22 protein-coding genes are annotated in these 18735 nt (G+C 60.7%); 10 read left to right on the forward strand and 12 right to left on the reverse strand.

Annotated features, from left to right (window positions below; translation table 11 throughout):
* Positions 1-63: 63 nt before the first annotated feature.
* The gene (locus ACL2XQ_RS01345; RefSeq protein WP_413727300.1) at positions 64-1029 is read left to right on the forward strand and encodes an AraC family transcriptional regulator; all 966 of its coding nucleotides are present in this window, start codon (positions 64-66) and stop codon (positions 1027-1029) included.
* Between the two features lie 111 nt (positions 1030-1140).
* Here ACL2XQ_RS01345 and ACL2XQ_RS01350 read toward each other — a convergent pair whose 3' ends face one another.
* On the reverse strand, positions 1141-2106 hold the full coding sequence (locus tag ACL2XQ_RS01350) for an aromatic alcohol reductase (RefSeq protein ID WP_413731425.1): 966 nt from the start codon (positions 2104-2106) through the stop codon (positions 1141-1143).
* 90 nt (positions 2107-2196) lie between these two features.
* Here ACL2XQ_RS01350 and ACL2XQ_RS01355 point away from each other — a divergent pair, with 90 nt between their 5' ends.
* Together ACL2XQ_RS01355 and ACL2XQ_RS01360 are read left to right on the forward strand one after the other, a co-directional pair.
* Positions 2197-2598, forward strand: a complete 402-nt coding sequence (locus tag ACL2XQ_RS01355) for a winged helix-turn-helix transcriptional regulator (protein WP_410012451.1) — start codon at positions 2197-2199, stop codon at positions 2596-2598.
* A gap of 136 nt (positions 2599-2734) precedes the next feature.
* Positions 2735-3148: a VOC family protein gene (locus ACL2XQ_RS01360; protein WP_410012450.1), complete on the forward strand. Its 414-nt coding sequence runs from the start codon at positions 2735-2737 to the stop codon at positions 3146-3148.
* On the opposite strand, the gene ACL2XQ_RS01365 is transcribed toward ACL2XQ_RS01360, so the two are convergent.
* Positions 3145-3888 (reverse strand): sulfite exporter TauE/SafE family protein, encoded by a 744-nt coding sequence (locus tag ACL2XQ_RS01365; protein WP_413740492.1) that lies wholly within the window; start codon positions 3886-3888, stop codon positions 3145-3147. The genes ACL2XQ_RS01360 and ACL2XQ_RS01365 overlap by 4 nt on opposite strands.
* Positions 3889-4027: 139 nt before the next feature.
* Between ACL2XQ_RS01365 and ACL2XQ_RS01370 the strand changes: the two genes are divergently transcribed.
* Entirely contained in the window at positions 4028-4936 is a 909-nt protein-coding gene (locus ACL2XQ_RS01370) for a LysR family transcriptional regulator (protein ID WP_413739974.1), read from the forward strand.
* 12 nt (positions 4937-4948) lie between these two features.
* Here the strand turns inward: ACL2XQ_RS01370 and ACL2XQ_RS01375 are convergent, their stop codons facing one another.
* Positions 4949-5893 (reverse strand): AraC family transcriptional regulator, encoded by a 945-nt coding sequence (locus ACL2XQ_RS01375; RefSeq protein WP_413739975.1) that lies wholly within the window; start codon positions 5891-5893, stop codon positions 4949-4951.
* 201 nt (positions 5894-6094) lie between these two features.
* On the opposite strand from ACL2XQ_RS01375, the gene ACL2XQ_RS01380 reads away from it, so the two are divergent.
* Together ACL2XQ_RS01380 and ACL2XQ_RS01385 are read left to right on the forward strand one after the other, a co-directional pair.
* A complete protein-coding gene (locus ACL2XQ_RS01380) occupies positions 6095-6847 on the forward strand; it encodes an SDR family NAD(P)-dependent oxidoreductase (protein WP_413727297.1) in 753 nt (250 codons plus the stop codon).
* A gap of 21 nt (positions 6848-6868) precedes the next feature.
* Complete coding sequence (locus ACL2XQ_RS01385; RefSeq protein WP_413739976.1) at positions 6869-7576, forward strand: SDR family oxidoreductase; 708 nt, start codon at positions 6869-6871, stop codon at positions 7574-7576.
* 1 nt (position 7577) lies between these two features.
* On the opposite strand, the gene ACL2XQ_RS01390 is transcribed toward ACL2XQ_RS01385, so the two are convergent.
* The 9 genes from ACL2XQ_RS01390 to phnF form a co-directional block, all read right to left on the reverse strand.
* Positions 7578-8180, reverse strand: coding sequence for a DapH/DapD/GlmU-related protein (locus tag ACL2XQ_RS01390; RefSeq protein WP_413739977.1), 603 nt, complete (start codon positions 8178-8180; stop codon positions 7578-7580).
* 85 nt (positions 8181-8265) lie between these two features.
* The gene (phnM, locus tag ACL2XQ_RS01395) at positions 8266-9402 is read right to left on the reverse strand and encodes an alpha-D-ribose 1-methylphosphonate 5-triphosphate diphosphatase (RefSeq protein WP_413721954.1); all 1137 of its coding nucleotides are present in this window, start codon (positions 9400-9402) and stop codon (positions 8266-8268) included.
* Complete coding sequence (gene phnL, locus ACL2XQ_RS01400) at positions 9392-10105, reverse strand: phosphonate C-P lyase system protein PhnL (protein ID WP_413728990.1); 714 nt, start codon at positions 10103-10105, stop codon at positions 9392-9394. The genes phnM and phnL overlap by 11 nt, the downstream gene beginning before the upstream one ends.
* A gap of 31 nt (positions 10106-10136) precedes the next feature.
* Positions 10137-10925: a phosphonate C-P lyase system protein PhnK gene (gene phnK / locus ACL2XQ_RS01405; RefSeq protein WP_413728989.1), complete on the reverse strand. Its 789-nt coding sequence runs from the start codon at positions 10923-10925 to the stop codon at positions 10137-10139.
* Positions 10922-11782: an alpha-D-ribose 1-methylphosphonate 5-phosphate C-P-lyase PhnJ gene (locus tag ACL2XQ_RS01410; RefSeq protein ID WP_413728988.1), complete on the reverse strand. Its 861-nt coding sequence runs from the start codon at positions 11780-11782 to the stop codon at positions 10922-10924. Before ACL2XQ_RS01410 ends, phnK begins: the two co-directional genes overlap by 4 nt.
* Entirely contained in the window at positions 11775-12875 is a 1101-nt protein-coding gene (locus ACL2XQ_RS01415) for a carbon-phosphorus lyase complex subunit PhnI (RefSeq protein ID WP_410012440.1), read from the reverse strand. The genes ACL2XQ_RS01410 and ACL2XQ_RS01415 overlap by 8 nt, the downstream gene beginning before the upstream one ends.
* Positions 12875-13456, reverse strand: a complete 582-nt coding sequence (gene phnH, locus ACL2XQ_RS01420) for a phosphonate C-P lyase system protein PhnH (protein ID WP_413728987.1) — start codon at positions 13454-13456, stop codon at positions 12875-12877. Before phnH ends, ACL2XQ_RS01415 begins: the two co-directional genes overlap by 1 nt.
* The gene (phnG, locus tag ACL2XQ_RS01425; RefSeq protein WP_413739978.1) at positions 13456-13902 is read right to left on the reverse strand and encodes a phosphonate C-P lyase system protein PhnG; all 447 of its coding nucleotides are present in this window, start codon (positions 13900-13902) and stop codon (positions 13456-13458) included. The genes phnH and phnG overlap by 1 nt, the downstream gene beginning before the upstream one ends.
* Positions 13903-14628: a phosphonate metabolism transcriptional regulator PhnF gene (gene phnF / locus ACL2XQ_RS01430; RefSeq protein WP_410016653.1), complete on the reverse strand. Its 726-nt coding sequence runs from the start codon at positions 14626-14628 to the stop codon at positions 13903-13905.
* Between the two features lie 395 nt (positions 14629-15023).
* On the opposite strand from phnF, the gene phnC reads away from it, so the two are divergent.
* From phnC to phnE (ACL2XQ_RS01450), 4 genes are all read left to right on the forward strand, one after another.
* Positions 15024-15857 carry a phosphonate ABC transporter ATP-binding protein gene (gene phnC, locus ACL2XQ_RS01435; protein WP_413721959.1) on the forward strand — a complete coding sequence of 278 codons (834 nt, stop codon included), beginning with the start codon at positions 15024-15026 and terminating at the stop codon, positions 15855-15857.
* A gap of 91 nt (positions 15858-15948) precedes the next feature.
* Positions 15949-16881, forward strand: coding sequence for a phosphonate ABC transporter substrate-binding protein (gene phnD / locus ACL2XQ_RS01440; protein ID WP_410012436.1), 933 nt, complete (start codon positions 15949-15951; stop codon positions 16879-16881).
* A gap of 64 nt (positions 16882-16945) precedes the next feature.
* Positions 16946-17809, forward strand: coding sequence for a phosphonate ABC transporter, permease protein PhnE (phnE, locus tag ACL2XQ_RS01445; protein WP_413728986.1), 864 nt, complete (start codon positions 16946-16948; stop codon positions 17807-17809).
* The gene (gene phnE, locus ACL2XQ_RS01450; RefSeq protein ID WP_410012434.1) at positions 17809-18714 is read left to right on the forward strand and encodes a phosphonate ABC transporter, permease protein PhnE; all 906 of its coding nucleotides are present in this window, start codon (positions 17809-17811) and stop codon (positions 18712-18714) included. Before phnE (ACL2XQ_RS01445) ends, phnE (ACL2XQ_RS01450) begins: the two co-directional genes overlap by 1 nt.
* The last annotated feature ends 21 nt before the right edge of the window (positions 18715-18735 follow it).

Raw genomic sequence — 18735 nt, forward strand, 5'->3', positions numbered from 1 at the left:
TTGCAAGGTATGATCCGGATGGTACAGTTGAAGAGTTGGAACATCCATGCTAGGAAACCCGTAATGCTTGACAATTCGTCCAAATCTGGCGCGCCGCCGTTAAACGATCCTTTAACCGATATGCTGCGGGGACTGCGCCTGGACGGGGTGGAATATGGCCGCTGCCGACTTGCCGCGCCCTGGGCCTTTGCGTTTCCGGCCCGCCAGGACGCCTGTTTTCTGTTCGTGGCGGAAAAAGGCTGCTGGCTGCAGACCCCGGCCGGCGCATGGGAAGAGCTGAACGCGGGCGACGCGGTGCTGTTGCCGCGCGGCAGCGCGCACGCGCTGGCAAGCGCCCCGGGCGTGGCGCCGCAAGCCTTTCCCCGCTGGCAGTGTCAATCGATTACCGGCAATTTCTTCGATTTAAACGCCGGCGAGGAAGGCGAGCATTGCGTGCTGTTCTACGGTTCCATGCGTTTTAATCTTGATAGCCTGCATCCTTTGCTGCGCATGATGCCCGATATGATGCGCGCCCATGAGCTGATGCGTAACGAGCCGGCGATCGTGCCTTTGCTGGAGGCCATGGGCTGCGAGGTGGCGATGAACCGGGTGGGCGCGTGCGGTATGGTAACGCGCCTGGCCGATGTCCTGGCCGCGCAGATTATCCGCGCCTGGGTAGAACACGGCTGCGGCAGCGCGGCGGGATGGATTGCCGCGGTGCGCAACCCGGAAATCGGCCGCGTGCTGGCGGCTATCCACGCGGCGCCCCACCGTGACTGGCCGTTGTCCGAACTGGCCGGCGTGATGGGCGCGTCGCGCTCCAGCTTCGCCAGCAAGTTTGCCGCCATCGTTGGGGAAACGCCGGCCCGCTATGTCGCGCAGGTGCGTATGCACCAGGCGCGGCAGTGGATTATCCGCGATTCCGCGCGCATTTCCGAGGTGGCCCAGCGGCTGGGATATGACTCCGAGGCGTCCTTCAGCCGCGCCTTTAAGCGCATTATCGGCACGGCGCCGAGTCATTTTCGCAACGTTGCGAAACAGGAGGCCTGACATTGTGCATGCTATGGCAAGAGGAAACCCGGGCGTTATTCCGGCCGCTACGCGGCCAGGCGCTACCGTCCGGGCGCGTTATTGAGAACACATCGGCCAGGCCGGGTCGCTTTAGGCCGCGTCGCCAGCGCTGCGGGATTGTCCGCTGATTTTTTGCCGCGCCCACTGCTCTGCGCTTGTCATGCCGATATGGTGCTTATGATTAAACGTCTGGTTCATATCCCATGCCACGCCGGTTCCTTTGGCGAAGGCCAGCCGGTATTTGCGCACCGTATCCCCGGGTTCACGCGCCAGTCCGGCGGCGAGGTACGCTATATCCCATGTCACACGGCGAACCTTGGTGCCGGTTACGCCGTCAACGATATCCGCCAGCCGCGCATAGGTCAGAGTATCGCCGGCGATATACACCACCTGGTTGACGATGCGCGGCGCGGCGAACAGAATAGCCGCGGTCAGTACGCCGATGTCCTCGGGCGTGGTGACGGTAACGGCGTTATCCCAACTGCCCAGGGCATGCACGGTGTTGTGCGCCAGATCCACGATGCCGAAAGACGGCTCGAACAGATAGCTGGTAAAGATGCCGGTGGAAACGATGACCCATTCGGTGCGCGTTTGCGCCCGCAGGAGATGACGCACGTCGAGCTGTTCGTCAAACAGATCCTGGCCGCTGCCTTTGCCGATCAGATCGTAATCGACGCCGAATTGCCAGGGAAAATAGCGTTTTACTCCCGCCGCCAGTACCGCATGGGCTATTTTAAGCTGCGTGCCGCCGCCGGCGGCAAAGCCGGTGCAACACACCAGGGTGGTAAACGGCCGGAAGAGGTCGGCCAGGTCCGATGTGGTCGCGGTGAGCAGATCGCCCGCGAGCAACTGTACGCCCAGCGCGCGCAGTTCGGCCACATCACGTTGTTTGCCTGGTTCCCGGCTGTGTATGGATGCCTGGCGCAGCAGCACGGTGATGGTGGTGCCGGCGGATAAGGCGGCGCGCTGCGCCAAATTGCGGATCACCGCCATGCCGAGCTCGCCGGCGCCGATCACCAGGATAGCGTCGTGGGTATTTTCAGGGTTGACGTTCATGGACTTCTCCTATTAAGTTGCGACCAGGGTTACATCTCCCATGATGAAGAACAAGAAGGCACACCGGTGATACCGGGAGGCAATGTGGAAATGAGCGATATGATTGCACGGTCGCAGGCCGTGTGCGACGCGTTGAGCGACGACGACGATGGTTTAAAGCGCGAGGTGCTGACCCATGCCGGCAACCGCTGGTCGCTCGGCATCGTACACATCCTGGGCGTGGGGGGACGGCTGCGCCATGCGGAGATAGCCAGGCGCATGGGCGGGGTGACGCAGCGTATGCTGACCCGCTCGCTGCGGCAGCTGGAGCGCGACGGGCTGGTGCTGCGTTATGACTATTTTGAGAAATCCCCGCGCGTGGAGTATGAGCTGTCGGAGCTGGGCAGGCAGTTGCTGGGGCAAATGATACCGCTGTGGTTATGGGTGGTGGAGAATGCCGACCGGTTTCGCCAGGCACGGGCGACTTTCGATACCGCCCGGGAGCGTCCGTAAGTCGTCCCGGGCGGCTAGCGTTATCCGGGTAAACAATCCGGTTTGGAGATGATGCCCGGACGGCGGTTATGTATTACAGTGAGATCAGGATAGTTATGCCAGGGGCCACGGTCCTGTTTAACCCGGAGATCTTACCATGCTCACATCGCATATGCGCATCGCCCGCCCCGTCACCAACCTTGAACTCAGCAGGGAAATGTACTGCTCGGGCCTCGGCATGCGGGTGCTGGGCAGTTTTACCGGCCATAATGGGTTTAACGGCGTCATGCTCGGCGCGCAGGGACTGCCCTGGCATTTTGAATTTACCGTTTGCGAACAGCACCCGGTGCCACCGGCGCCGACGCCGGAAGATCTGCTGGTGCTCTACCTGCCGGATGAGGCGCGGTGGCGGCGATCGTGCCAGCGTCTGGGCGAGGCGGGTTTCGAGCGGGTGGTATCGTTTAATCCGTACTGGGACGTGGCGGGCAAGACCTTTCAGGATCATGACGGTTATCGGCTGGTGCTGCAAAACCGGGCCTGGGGCGACGAATCCGGCGCCGGCGCGGCCTAAGGCAAATGTTGCCAGGCGATTTCCAGGCCAAGGCCGAGCAGGCCCAGGAAAAAACAGCGGCGAAACAGTCCGGGGCTGATGACGGCGCGCAGCCAGGCGCCGAAAAACATGCCCGCCAGCGCCGGAATAACGGCCAGCAGCGACAGGCCCAGCGCGTGCAACGGCAGCATATGATGCCAGGCGAGGCTGGCCGCCAGCGCCAGGGTCGAGACGGTAAACGACAGCCCCAGCGCCTGGATAAGCTCGTCCCGCGCCAGGGCCAGGGCATTTAAATAGGGCACGGCGGGGAGGACAAACACGCCGGTGGCGCCGGTTACCAGGCCGGTGATTCCTCCCGCCAGCGGCCCCAGCCATTTCTCCGCCGCGGGCGGCACCCGCGCCTGCCGGTTAAGCAGGCTGACCAGCGCGTAGGCCATCAGCAGGATCCCCAGCCACAGCGATGTCCACGCCGCCATTGCGCCCGCCATCATGCCGGCGCCGTACCAGGTGCCGAGGCATACGGCCAGCAGCATCGGCCAAAGCCTGCGGCATAAACGCGCCCGGTGCGGCCCGCTGCACAGTTGCCATATATTCGTCACCAGCGAAGGGATAATCAGCAGCGCGGCCGCTTGCGCGGGCGGCATCACCACGCCCAGCACGCCCATGGCAACGGTAGGCAGGCCAAGGCCAATCACGCCCTTTACCATACCGGCGATCAGGAATATCAGCCCGATTAACAGGATATACAGCGTCGGTTCCATGGTAAGCTTTTTTCTCAAAGTGCGGGTCCTTCTATTTTTGCCGCGTAAAGGATGCGGCACAATGCGTATGTTTTTAAGTCGGCCTTCGTTATTGCCGAAGGCTGGACGCCAGGCCGCACACGGGTAGGGAGGTAATATCATGCATTTCGACCTGACCGATTTACGTCTGCTGGTGTGGGTCGTCGACGCCGGCAGCATTACCGCCGGCGCGGGCAGGGCCTGCCTGTCCCTGTCGTCCGCCAGCGCCCGCATCGCCGGGCTGGAACGGGAGGCGGGCGTCCGCCTGCTGGCGCGCCGCCACCGGGGCGTCACGGCCACGCCGGCGGGACGGGTGGTCTATGACCGGGCAAAAATCATCCTGGGACACGCCGCGCAGCTGTCGGGCGAATTAAGCGCCTTTACCCAAGGCATAAAGGGGCAGGTGCGGCTGCTGGCGAACACCGTGGCGCTGGGGCAGTTTTTGCCCGGGCCGCTGTGTGATTTCCTGCGGCTGCATCCCGGCGTGGATATTGAGCTCGATGAACTGCCCAGCGAGGAGATTACCCGCGCGGTGGCGTGCGGCGCGGCGGATATCGGTATCGCGGCGGATCATGCGGATTTCAGCGGGCTGGAAATCCTGCCGTTCAGGCAGGATTGTTTAGTGCTGGCGGTGCCGCCGGGACATGCGCTGGAACGGCGTCGGCGGGTCAGCTTCAGCGAGGCGCTGGACCATGAGTTTATCGGCCTGCCGGAAGACAGCGCGCTGGCGCGGCATATCGAAGGACACGCGATCCGCGCCGGTAAAACCCTGCGGCTGCGGGCCCGGGTGCGCGGCCTGGATAATATCCGGCGCATGGTGGCCGGCGGCGCGGGAATTGCCATATTGCCCATCGCCATGGCGGCGAACGGGCCGGACGACGGCGTGGCCTTTATCCCGCTGGACGAAAACTGGACCCGGCGGCAGTTGAGGATCGCCATGCGCTCGCGCCTCGATCTTACCCCAGCGGCAAAAAAGCTGGTTGAATTTCTCGGTGCGTTAAACCCCCAGGCGCCAACACCCGGGGGATAAAGCCTGGCCAGATTACTCCTCCAGGGTGATATAATCCGGCCATGCCAGCGCGGCTTTGACCTGCAGCAGGTCGCGCATGCGCACCGCTTCCTGGCGTGGGCTGCGTGAGAACAACCGTTTAAACTCCCGGCTGAACTGTGATGGGCTTTCATAACCGACCCGGATAGCGACCTCCGCCGCGCTCAGGCCTGAGCGCACCATCAACAGGCGGGCCTGGTGCAAACGAGTGGATTTAAGATACTGCATCGGCGTGCTTTGCGTCACCGCTTTAAAATGGGCATGAAAAGCGGGAATGCTCATGCCGGCGTTTGCGGCCAGTTCGGTCACATCAATGCGCGCGGAGAACTGCTGCTGTATTTTTTGCATCGCTCTGGCTATTTGCCCAAAATGCCCCTGGTTGTCCAGCGCGGCGCGCAGCGCTTCCCCCTGTTCCCCCAGCAATACCCGATAATAAATTTCCTTGATTATACCTTCACCCAGCACCTGACAGTCGAGTGCGGAACCGAGGATTTTCACCAGCCGCAATATCGCTTCGCTTAACGCTTCATCGATAGGCGTAGACACCATACTGGCGGGAGCCGCATACCCTGCGGGTTTTTGCCGGGACAGGGTTAGCATTACCTCCGCCAGCAGTTTGAAATCCAGTTTCATGGATATCGCCAGCATGGGTTCATCGGCGCTGGCCTCGGTTTGGCTGGCAAAGGGCAGGGGAACCGACAGCACCAGATAGTGCCGGGCATCATAGACAAACACGGCGTCACCGAGAAAACCGCGTTTGCGCCCCTGGCAGACAAATACAATACAGGGCTCATACAAGACGGGGGTACGTTCCAGTGCGGCGTTGGCGCGTAGCAAGCGTACACCGGGCAGCAATGAGTGGTTGTAACCCGGATTGGACGCCAGGCGCAGAAGGTGGCCGACTATTTCCCCGCCTAGGGAGTGTGTGGTAAAAAGCATATTTCTCTCATATATCCAGGTTTTTACTGGATTATTTCAAAATTATTGCTCTTTTTTTACCTTATTGCGATAGGAATAGGCAATTTATTTAGAGGCCTGGGCATTATTTCCCTCGCCGGCAATTTTTACAATAGGCCTCAATCAGCCATCTGGCGAGAAAGGGACACTGGGTTCCTTACCGCCCATCGTAGGGTAAACATTATGTCTATAGATACCACCCAAGGCCTGAGGGAACGGGTTGCCATTGTTACCGGCGCGGCGGGGGATATCGGCCGCGCCACCGTGGCGCTGCTGCTGGCCCATGGCGTTCGCATCGTAGCGGAAGATATTAATCCCGAGGTCAGGGATCTAGAACAAGCCGGCCACATTGTGACGCTGGTGGCGGATGTCAGCGAGGAAGCCACGGCAAAGCAGGCGATAAAGTTAGCGCAAGAGCAGTTTGGCGGGCTGGATATTCTGGTGAACAACGCCGGGCGCACGCTGAACAAATCCGTGGCCGACACCAGCGCGCAAGAATGGGACCAGATCCTGGCCGTCAACGCGCGCGGTTGTTTTTTGCATTCCCGCGAGGCGCTGCGGGTGATGGCGGCGCAGGAGCAGGGCGCTATTGTAAACGTAGCGTCGGTGGTCAGCGTAATCGGTATGGCCGGCACTGCCGCGTATGCCGCCTCTAAGGGGGCTATCGCGCAGCTAACCAAAGTGATGGCGCTTGAATACGGCGCCCACAACATCCGCGTAAACGCTGTGGCGCCCGGGGTGGTGGAAACCGGCATCCTGAACGGCATCGTCGCGGATAGCCGCGCCACCCTGGCCGGCTACGGTCATCTGCATGCCTTGGGCCGTGTGGCTCAGCCGGGGGAAATCGCCGATGTCATCGCCTGGCTGGCGTCGCCGCGCGCCAGTTTTGTCACCGGCGCGTTAATCATGGCCGACGGCGGTTATACGGCACGTTAAACACTTTTGGGAGTAAAACAAATGAACAACCAAGACATACTGATCATCGCGGCGGAACGCGGACTGGGCCTTGGCCTGGCGGAACAATTTTTCCAACGGGGGTGGCGGCTGTTTGTGACGGCGTTTCCCGGCGCCGATACCACGTCGCTTGAACGTATTGCGGTAGCCGATCCGGCCAGACTGGCCATCGGCTATATAGACGTTACCGACCGCGAACAGATCGAGGAGCTTAAAACCGCGCTGGGAGAACGCAAGTTTGACGTTATATATCTCAATGCGGGTATTTACGGCGCCTTACATCAGTCAGTGCTGGAGGCCACTGATGAGGAGATGATGCAGATTATGCTGACCAATACCTTTGGCCCTGCCCGGTTGGCCCGTAGTCTGCTGTCTTTCCTGCGCGAAAGGGGCACGCTGGCGTTTATGTCGTCTCACCGCGCCAGTATCGCCGGCAATGTGGAGGGCGGCCTGGAGCTGTACCGGGCGAGCAAGGCTGCGTTGAATATGTTAGCGCGTGGTATCTATGCCGATCAAAAGGCGCGGGGCGTTACCGTGCTTTCGCTGCATCCGGGATGGGCCGCCACCGCAATGGGCACGCTGGACGGCAGGGTGGCCGCGGAAATAGACGTGCTGACGAGCGTCACGGGCGTGGCGGACGTAGTGGAGCATTATCGCCATAGCGGACAACATCTTTACCTGGATTATCAGGGAAAACCCCTACCGTGGTGAACTACAAATAGCGCGCGATAAAACTGTCCAGATCGCGAAAATCCGCCAGGCGCTGTTGCAGCGTCTCATGATCCCAATGCCACCACTGGCTGCGCTCGATACGTTCAATCAGCGTCGCGGCAAAACGGCTGCCGATGGGTTTCGCCGGTACGCCGGCGACAATCGCGTAGGGCGCGACGTCCTTGGTCACCACCGACGCGGTGCCGATGACCGCGCCGTTGCCGATGGTGACCCCGGGCATAATGGTGGCGCCATGGCCGATCCACACATCATGACCGATGGTGACATGCCGTTCGCGCCGCCAGTCGAAAAACGCCTCGTCGTCGGCGCCCAGTCCATATGCCGAGCTGCGATAGGTAAAATGATGCTGGGCGATGCGCTGATAGGTGGGATGGTTGCCCGGGTTGATGCGCACATAAGAGGCAATCGAGACGAATTTACCGATGGTGGCGTACGAAATCTTGTTATGGCCGTCGGTATACGAGTAATCGCCCATGTCCACCTCTTCGAGAAAGGCGTCATCGGCCAGATGAACATACTGGCCGAGGCGGGTGCTGTTCAGTATCACGTTGTTGCCGATTTTCGGCTGTGACCGGGATGTCATGAATTGGGTTCCTGTCAAAATAACGCATTCTTCACGGCGGATCGGCGCTGCCTGCCCCGCCGCCGCGGGCTGAAAGGGGCCGCGGTCAGAAGACCTGCCGCCCTTGCCGCCAGACATTTTTCACCGACACATGGCCGTGATGGCGATGGGCCAGCACCAGATCGGCGCGCAAGCCTTCGGCAATCAGGCCGCGATCGCCGAGTCCCAGCGCCCGCGCCGGATTGCCGGTCATCAGCATCACCGCCTGCGGCAGGGTAAAATCGTTGGTCTCATCCGCCGCGATGCGAAACGCGGCGTCCAGCAGGCTGGCGGGATAGTAATCGGAGGAGAGGATATCCAGCACCCCAATCGAGGCCAGATGATGGGCCGCCACATTGCCGGAATGCGATGCGCCGCGCACGATATTCGGCGCGCCCATCAATACCTGCAAACCCAGCCGGTGCGAGGCGCGCGCCGCCGCCTCGGTGGTGGGAAATTCGGCGATGGCGCTGCCCAGGGCGCGCGATTCCTGCACATGCGCCACGGTGGCGTCGTCATGGCTGGCCAGGGTAATATTGCGCCGGCGGCAATGGGCGGCGATCGCCGCGCGGTTGGGCGCCGACCAGCGCAGGGCCAGGGCGGTCTGTTCCTGTTCAAAGGCATCCATTTGCCGATCGCTGAGATGATATTTACCCTGGGTATATTCACGGTATTTCAGCGACGAGACAAACTGGCGCTGGCCCGGCGAATGATCCATTAATGACACCAGCGCCACCGCCGGCTGATCCATAAATTGCTCAAACAGCCCAAGGGTGCTGCTATGGGGCAATTCACAGCGCAGGTGCAGCCGGTGTTCGGCGCGGGTGGCGCCGGAGGCGTGGCTGGCGACAATGGCGTCGATCATTTTTTGCAGCGTGCCGGCCCGGTGTCCGCCGTCGCGCACATCGCCTATCGCCACCGCGTCCAGCACGGTGGTGATGCCGTTGGCCACCATCAGCGCGTCATGGCTGCTCATGGCGGAATGCGCCGGCCAGTCGACATTCGGGCGCGGGGTAAAGAATTTATCCAGGTTATCGGTATGCAGTTCGATTAACCCGGGCAGCAGCCAGCCGCCCTCGCCGTCCAGCGCCTGGGGCAATTGGCTGGCGCTGTCGGCGTAGCTGAGAATCATGCCGTCGCGCATCTCCAGCGAACCGCTGACAATCTCATCTTTTAATATGAGTTTGACGTTATTAATGATCATCGGGGGTATTCACCTCATGAGACGGTTGCATAGCGTAGAGCCGGTCCGCCACCCGCTGGCGGACGGCGTCGTCATGGAAAATGCCGACAATGGCGGCGCCGCGCTGTTTGGCCTGTTCGATCAGGGCGACCACCGCCGCGCCGTTGCGGCCGTCGAGCGACGCGGTGGGCTCGTCGAGCAGCAATACCGGGTAATCGATGATAAAACCGCGCGCAATATTGACCCGCTGCTGCTCGCCGCCGGAAAAGGTGGAGGGCGCCAGATGCCAAAGCCGGCGGGGCACATTCAGCCGGTCGAGCAATGCCTCGGCGCGCTCGCGGCACTGCACGCGTTCGACGCCCAGCTCCAGTAATGGCTGCATCACCAGGTCCAGGGCGCTGATGCGCGGGATCACCCGTAAAAACTGGCTCACCCAGCCGACGGTATGGCGGCGCACCGCCAGGATTTGCCGGGCCTCGGCCTGGACCATATCCAGCCATCCGTCCTGGTGCCGTATCCAGATATGGCCCTGGTCGGGCAGGTAATTGGCGTACAGCGAGCGCAGCAGGGTGGACTTGCCGCTGCCGGAATGGCCGTGCAGCACCAGGCATTCGCCGCCCTTGACCGTCAGGTTGGCGTCGCGCAGCACCGGCAGGCGCACGCCGTTTTGCTGATGCAGCACAAAGGTTTTACTGAGATGTTCGACCCGCAATTGCGTATTCATCCGATGGTTCCACATGATAGATGTCTCCGTCTCAGGATAAGACCGACGAGACCAGGAGCTGGGTGTAGGGATGATGGGGATCGTCCAGCACCCGATCGGTGAGTCCGCTCTCCACCACCCGTCCTTCCTTCATCACCAGCAGCCGATGGGCCAGCAGGCGCGCCACGCCGAGATCGTGCGTGACGATCACCGCCGCCAGCTGCATCTCGACCACCAGCCCGCGCAGCAGATCCAGCAGCCTGGCCTGCACCGACACATCCAGTCCGCCGGTGGGCTCATCCATAAACACCAGCCGCGGCCGGGTGACCAGGTTGCGCGCGATCTGCAGCCGCTGCTGCATGCCGCCGGAAAACGTGGTGGGCAAATCATCAATGCGCGCCGCCGGGATTTCCACATCCTCCAGCCAGTGGGCGGCCTGTTGCCGGATCTCGCCATAATGACGCTGGCCGACGGCCATCAGGCGCTCGCCGATATTGCCGCCGGCGGAGACGCGCGGGCGCAGCCCGTCGAGGGGATGCTGGTGCACCACGCCCCATTCGGTGCGCAGCAGGCGGCGGCGGTCGCTTTCCGCCATGGCGTACAGGTCGCGCCCCGGACCGGTGGCCGGACAATAGGTTATCCTGCCCTCCTGCGGCGTGAGCCGCGCGGAAATGGCTTTCAGCAGCGTGGTTTTGCCCGATCCGGACTCGCCGACAATGCCGACCACCTCGCCGGGATAGATATCGAACGAGACGTCGCTGAAGCCTTTTCCCGGCGCGTAGAGATGCGTGAGGCGCTCAACCGACAGCAGCGGCGTCGGGGAAAGCGATACGGAGGTCATACGGGATTCCCCTGTGGCTGTTGCGCCAGCTGCTGCTGGCAAAAATCGGTATCGGAGCAGATAAACATGCGATTGCCCGCGTCGTCGAGCACCACCTCGTCCAGGTAGCTGGCGCGGGATCCGCACAGCGCGCAGGGCTGTTCCCAGCGCTGCACGCTAAAGGGATGATCATCGAAATCCAGGCTCTTGACCTTGGTAAAGGGCGGCAGGGCGTAGATGCGTTTTTCACGGCCGGCGCCGAACAACTGCAGCGCCGGCATCATATGCATTTTGGGATTATCGAACTTGGGGATCGGCGAGGGATCCATGACATAGCGATCGTTCACCTTCACCGGATAAGCGTAGGTCGTGGCGATATGGCCGTAACGGGCGATATCCTCGTACAGCTTGACCTGCATGACGCCGTATTCTTCCAGGGCGTGCATTTTACGGGTTTCGGTTTCGCGCGGTTCGATAAAGCGCAGCGGCTCGGGGATCGGCACCTGGTAAATCAGGATCTGGTCCGCCGCCAGGGGCGTTTCCGGGATACGGTGGCGGGTCTGGATAAGCGTGGCCTGGGTCGTGCGCACGGTGGTGGCGACGCCCGCCACCCGCTGGAAAAAGCGGCGGATCGACACCGCGTTGGTGGTATCGTCCGCGCCCTGGTCAATCACCTTCAGCACATCGTTGCGGCCGATAATGCTGGCGGTGAGCTGGACCCCGCCGGTGCCCCAGCCGTAGGGCATCGGCATTTCACGCCCGCCGAACGGCACCTGGTAGCCCGGAATGGCCACCGCCTTGAGAATGGCGCGGCGGATCATGCGTTTGGTTTGTTCGTCGAGATAGCCCGGATTATAGCCGGCCAATGTCTCACTCATGGGGGTTCTCCGATCCGGTGCCGGCGCCGTGGACAAATTCCTGGCGCAGGCGTTTAAGCAATTCCAGTTCAGCCTGGAAATCGACGTAGTGCGGCAGCTTGAGATGGGAAACAAATCCCGCCGCCTCCACATTATCGGCATGGGCCAGCACGAACTCCTCGTCCTGGGCCGGGCTATCGACCTGCTCGCCGTACTCGCCGCATTGCAGCGCGCGATCGACCAGCGCCATGGACATCGCCTTGCGCTCGGCGCGGCCGAATACCAGCCCGTAGCCGCGGGTAAAATGCGGCGGCCGGTCCGCGGGGTCGACAAAGCCGTTGACCATTTCACATTCCGTCAGCAGGATTTCGCCGATATCAATGGCAAAACCCAGCTCTTCCGGCACGACGGTGACCGTCGCGTAGCCGCTGCGGATCTCGCCGGCAAACGGATGGGTGCGGCCGTAACCGCGCTGGCCGGAGTAACTTAGCGCCAGCAGAAAACCCTCGTCGCCGCGTACCAGCTGCTGCAGGCGGGCGGAGCGCGAGCTGGGATAGGTGGGCGGACGGCGGGTGATATCGTCCGGTTCCGCGCCGTCGTCGTGTTCGCCGGGAGCCAGCTGCTGCTGGCCGAGCAGGCTGAACACATGGGCGCATTCATCGGGCAGCGCGGCGTCGGCGCGCGGCGCGGCCGGCACCGGCGCGCCCTCCGCCAGCAGGGCGAAGTCCAGCAGCCGGTGGGTATAGTCATAGGTCGGCCCGAGCACCTGTCCGCCGGGCAGATCTTTATAAACCGCCGAAATGCGGCGCTCCAGGCGCATTTTTTCCGTGGCGACCGGTTCGCTCACCGCCAGGCGAGGCAAGGTGGTGCGATAAGCCCGCAGCAGGAAGATGGCCTCGACCAGATCGCCGCTGGCCTGTTTTATCGCCAGCGACGCCAGTTGCCGATCGTAGATGCCGCCTTCGGTCATGACCCGATCCACCGCCAGGCCGAGCTGTTGATCGATCTGCCCGCAGCCGATCGCCGGGATCGCGTCGTCGCCGCGACGCAGATGTTCCTGTAGTTGATGGGCGGCATCAATCGCCTTTTCCCCGCCTTTCACCGCAACATACATCAGCACACCTCCACATGGGTGGTCCTGGGAATGGCCATCAGGCCGTCTTCGCAGGCTAGCAGGAAATCAAGGCCAAGCGGGAAACGCTGTGGCCGGTTGATCAGGTAATCCAGCAGCGGCGCCGGCAGCGCCGGGGCCGCCCGGCGCGGATGCTCTATGCCCGGGCCGCTCAGGCGCAGCGGTACGCCATCGTCCAGGCTGTCGATTTGCACTACCACCATGGCGCCGAGCTCGGGCGAAATTTCAGTGCCGTGCGCCAGCGCCTGGAGCTGCGCGGCGGTAAGCCGGTTATCGAATACGGCAAGGCTGGCGAGCGCCGGGCGTGCGGCCAGCGGCGCGCCGGTATGGAAACGCAGGTTGTTGATAACGGCGTCGCTGCCCAATGCCGGGCAGATGGCGAGCGGCGTTTCCCCATCGGCCAGCGTCAGCAGTACGCCGGTGGCGGCCTTGCCGAGCGGATGCCACCCGTCCTTTACCGGCAGGGTCACCCGGGAGCCGGGTTCGCTCAGGGCTTTGAGGATCAGGCGAAAAGCCTGCTGGGACTGGTGCACCGGTTGGGTAAATCCTGGCAGCAGCGTCATCAGTTATCCCCCCGCACCAGGGTAAAGAAGTCCACGCGGCTGGCGGCGATTTCACGCGCCCGTAATTGGTGTTGCTCTTGCCGCCGGGCGGACAGGGGCTCGATTAATTGCCGATGCAGGCGTTCATGATGCTCCGCCCGTTGCAGCATGGCATCCGCCAGGGCGCACAGCTCGGCATGGGCTTTATCGCGACCGGCCACGTAGCTGTAGCCATAGGTGCCGCTGCCAAGGCGGACCACGGCCCGCGTTACCGTCATGTCGCCCAGGACAAAACGGCGTCCTGTGGCGCCCATGCGCGCGACAAGCTGGGTAAGCCCGGTTTCCGGCGCGCGGATAATGTCAAACGGGACGTTAAGATCCAGGCTCTGCCAGCCGGCCCGCACTTCCGCGGCGGGGGAGGACGCCAGTACCGACATCCAGCGCTGTCTTTGCTGTAAGGTAAACATTCAGTGCTCCATCGTCAGTTCAATCATATCGGCGCGCGCCAGGGTAAAGGAGTATTCCGCTATCCGGTCGCTGTCGCCGCGGGTATTGAGCGTGCGCACGCAGAGCAGCGGGATTTGATGGGCCGCCTCCAGAAGCTGGCTTTCCTTGGTCTGGGCCCGCCGCGCGCTGATGCGCGTTTGCCTGCGCACCAGCTTCTCGCCCAGGCGCGTAGTGATAAATTCATGTAGCGAACCGCTGGCGAACTGCTGCAGTTCGGGCCACCACGCCAGGTCCGGCAGATAGTGGTCGATAACGCTGAGCGGCACGCCGTTGACCCGGCGCAGCGTGCGTAAATGAATCACGGTTGCGCCGGCCTGGCACGACAGCGCGTCCGCCACCGGCACGCTGCACGGTCGCAGCACCGCCAGCAGCAGTTCGCTGGTGGGGTGGCTGCCCTGATCCAGCAGGTTCTGGCTGAAATGCGCCTGGGCATGCAGCGGATAGTCATAGGGCCGCATCAACACCAGGATGCCGATACCGTGCCGACGCTGCAGCCAGCCGCGATCCACCAGTTGATCCACCGCGCGCCTCAGGGTGTGGCGGTTAACCTGATAGCGCTGCGCCAGGCGCTGCTCCGACGGCAAATATTCGCCGCTGCGGTACTGCGTGCGCAGCTCCTGCTCCAGCTGCGCGGCGATATGCTGATAAAGCGTGGGATAACTGGTCGGATGTCTAGATAACTGCATCATAATAAAAATCTCCACGGGGCGGCGGACAGTGGGTATGCAATAACGGGATGGCGCGGTGTGGCGGCATAACATACGGCAACGCTTCCGTTACGACATTGCATAGCATGATGGCGGCGCAAGATGACAGTGGGGTTAAAATAAGATGACATCGGAATGAATACTTGCCATTCACTGTTTTTATAAAAGAAGAAACGTCTGCAGCTATTTGAATTAAAGAGATAAAAAGATATTGCTCATGCGACGGGAATATATTTTTTGGGGCAACAGGCTGATGAATGACTTAATCCGGGGCAGCGTCATCTGAGCATCATAATAATATCATCCTGCTGTCATATATTAATCCGTTAATAGCAATCCATAGTGGTTTGGTAGACTTATTCCGGAGCAAACTTATGGCACAGGCACTGTTGCAGTTGGCGCAGCCCGAGGATCCCGTACTGCTGGCGCTGGAACAAAAAAAGGTCTTGGCGGTCAGGGGATTGAATAAGCATTTTAATCCGCAAAATAAGGTATTGCAGGACATTAACTTTGACCTGTACGCCGGTGAATTTGTCGCGATCATCGGCCGTTCCGGCGCGGGGAAATCCACCCTGCTGCATATCCTCAACGGCTCATTGCCCGCCTCCGGCGGCGAAATCCTGCATTACGCGCAAGACGGCGGCATGCTGGATATCGCCAGTCTGCCCGCGCGCCAGATGCGGCGATGGCGGGCGCAGTGCGGCATGATTTTCCAGGATTTTTGCCTGGTGCCGCGCCTGGATGTCATTACCAACGTTCTGCTGGGACGATTAAGCCAGACATCGACGTTAAAATCCCTGTTTAAAATATTCGACGATAACGATCGCGCCAGGGCGATCGAACTCCTGCAATGGCTGAATATGCTGCCCCACGCCCTGCAACGGGCGGAGCATCTGTCGGGCGGGCAAATGCAGCGGGTGGCCATTTGCCGCGCGCTGATGCAAAACCCGAAAATAATGCTGGCGGACGAGCCGGTGGCTTCTCTCGATCCCAAAAATACCCACCGTATTATGGGTGCGCTGAAGAACGTGGCCGAAAATAATATTTCCGTTTTGATAAACCTGCATTCCGTTGAATTAGTAAAAGAATATTGCACGCGAGTAATAGGTATTTCCCAGGGACGGATTGTTTATGACGGACATCCCGATCTGCTGGATGAGCACGTCTTGCAGATATTATATGGCGATGAAATTGCCCAGGTTCATTGATAAGCAGATCAGCCTCCGTTAATAGAGCGGGCGGGTTGGATTAACCCACACTTTTTGCCATTTTATTCATTGACTCACAAAGGCTATTTTAATGAAAAAGACATGTTCCCTGATAACCTTGCTGGCCGGTGCCTTCATGACATTGAATGCCGGTGCGGCCGATGCCCCGAAAGAACTTAACCTGGGTATTCTCGGCGGGCAGAACGCGACGCAGCAGATTGGCGACAATATGTGCGTGAAGGATTTTCTGGATAAAAAATTAAATGTCGATACCAAGCTGCGCAACTCCTCCGATTATTCCGGCGTCATTCAGGGGTTATTGGGCGAGAAGGTGGATATGGTATTGAGCATGTCGCCGTCGTCCTTTGCCTCGGTATATATCGCCAATCCCAACGCGGTCGATCTGGCGGGCATCGTGGTGGACGATACCGATCAGTCAAGGGGCTATCATTCTGTAGTGGTGGTCAAGGCCGACAGCCCGTATCAAAAGCTGGAAGATCTGAAAGGTAAATCCTTTGGTTACGCCGACCAGGATTCCACCTCGGGTTATCTGATCCCGGATCATGTGTTCAAGAAGCAATTTGGCGGCAATATTGATAATAAATACAATAACTTTTTCTCAAGCGTTACTTTTTCCGGCGGTCATGAGCAGGATATTCTGGGCGTGCTGAACGGCCAGTTCGAAGGGGCGGTAACCTGGGCGTCGATGGTGGGCGATTACGATAAGGGTTACAACACCGGCGCCTTTGTGCGCCTGATTAAGGCGGACCATCCCGATTTGATGAAACAAATCCGCATTATCTGGCAATCGCCGTTAATTCCCAATGGCCCGATATTAGTACGCCACTCCCTGCCGGCGGATTTTAAAGCCAAACTGGTCGATGCTATCGAGCAGTTGGATAAGCAAGACCACTCATGCTTTATCAAGGCGGTTGGCGGCAAACAGCATATCGCCCCCACGTCCCTGAAGGAATTCCAGGATATTATCGACCTGAAACGCGAGCTGGTGAAAGGCAATCGCTAAGGCGCGGTAGGGTTGTTAACCCCCGCTGGCCGCCAGTTGGCGGCCGGCTCTGAAACGATGGCCTATGAATACTGATTTCAACCACTATTATCATCAGGTCCGGCGCAAACATAAACGCGACTCGCTGCTATGGTCGGGGGCGCTGGTGCTGCTGTATCTTGGCGCCGGCAATATCGCCGAATTCAACCTGTACGCGGTTTGGGTCGCCATTCCCCACTTTTTCGACTATCTGGCGCAAACCATTCCTGTCCTGCATTGGCGGGTATTGTTCGCCGATCGCCATACCCTGGGCTCGCTGCCTTACTGGGGCTACCGGCTGCCTATCCAGCTGCCGCTGATTTGGGATACCGTGCAGCTGGCGCTGGCTTCGACGATATTATCGGTGCTGGTCGCCAGCGTACTGGCGTTTCTGGCGGCTAATAATACCCGCAGTCCCGCACCGCTGCGCTTCGCGCTGCGTACGCTGGTGGCGTTTTTGCGCACCATGCCGGAGCTGGCCTGGGCGGTGATGTTTGTGATGGCGTTCGGCATCGGCGCGTTCCCCGGGTTCCTGACGCTGGCGGTACATACCGTCGGCAGCCTGACCAAACTGTTTTATGAAGCCATTGAGTCGGCTTCGGACAAACCCGTGCGCGGGCTGTCCGCCTGCGGCGCGGGGACATTACAGCGCATGCGCTTCGGCCTGTGGCCGCAGGTGAAGCCGATCTTCCTGTCCTACAGCTTTATGCGCCTGGAAATCAATTTCCGCCTGTCGACCATTCTGGGGCTGGTGGGGGCGGGAGGCATCGGCCAGGAGCTGATGACCAATATTAAACTCGATCAGTACGATCAGGTCAGCATGACGCTGCTGCTGATCATCCTGGTGGTGGCGCTGCTGGATTATATTTCCGGCAGGCTGCGCAAATGGGTCGTGGAGGGGAGGGGCTGATGCCGACCACAACATTGTCACCGCAGGCGCTGGCGGAATCCAGGCGGCGGCACAAAGATATCTTCGCCCGGCAAAACCGCTACCTGCGCCGGCTGGGCCTGCTGACCGCCGCCGTCGCGCTGTATTATGTTTATTTTTTTTCGGCGTTCGGCCTGCCGTGGCCGCGTTTCCTGCTCGGTTGCCAGCAAATCGGCCATTACATGGCGCGCATGCTGGTTTGGCATGATGTGGCCCACTGGCCGTTTGCCTATTACCTCGGGCAGATCTTCCTCACCATCGCCATTGTCTGGGTCGGCACCCTTACCGCCACCCTGATTGCCTTGCCCCTGTCTTTCCTGGCGGCGCGCAACGTGATGTCCACGCCGGCGCTGCGGCCTATCGCCCTTGTGGTCCGCCACACGTTTGATATTTTCCGCGGTATCGATATGGCTATCTGGGGAATGGTGTTCGTGCGCGCCGTCGGCATGGGGCCGCTGGCCGGGGTGATGGCGATTATCGTGCAGGATGTCGGCCTGCTCGGCAAGCTGTACGCCGAAGGCCATGAGGCGGTGGATAAATCGCCCGGCCGCGGCCTGAGCGCGGTGGGCGCCAACTACGTGCAAAAACAGCGCTTCGGCATCTATACGCAATCGTTTCCCGCCTTCCTGGCGCTCAGCCTGTACCAGATTGAGTCCAATACCCGCTCCGCCGCGGTGCTGGGCTTTGTCGGCGCGGGCGGGGTAGGGCTGGTTTACGCTGAAAATATGCGCCTGTGGAATTGGGATGTGGTGATGTTTATTACCCTGGTGCTGGTGGTAATTGTGATGGTCATGGATAAGATTTCGTCCCTGCTGCGCAAGAAATACATTACCGGTAATGACATCCCCTTATTCCAGGCGCCGCGGATCGCCCGCGAGGTGAAATAACGGCGTCCGGCGGCGCACGGA

Source organism: Sodalis sp. RH14, assembly GCF_047324285.1.
Taxonomy (GTDB): domain Bacteria; phylum Pseudomonadota; class Gammaproteobacteria; order Enterobacterales; family Enterobacteriaceae; genus Acerihabitans.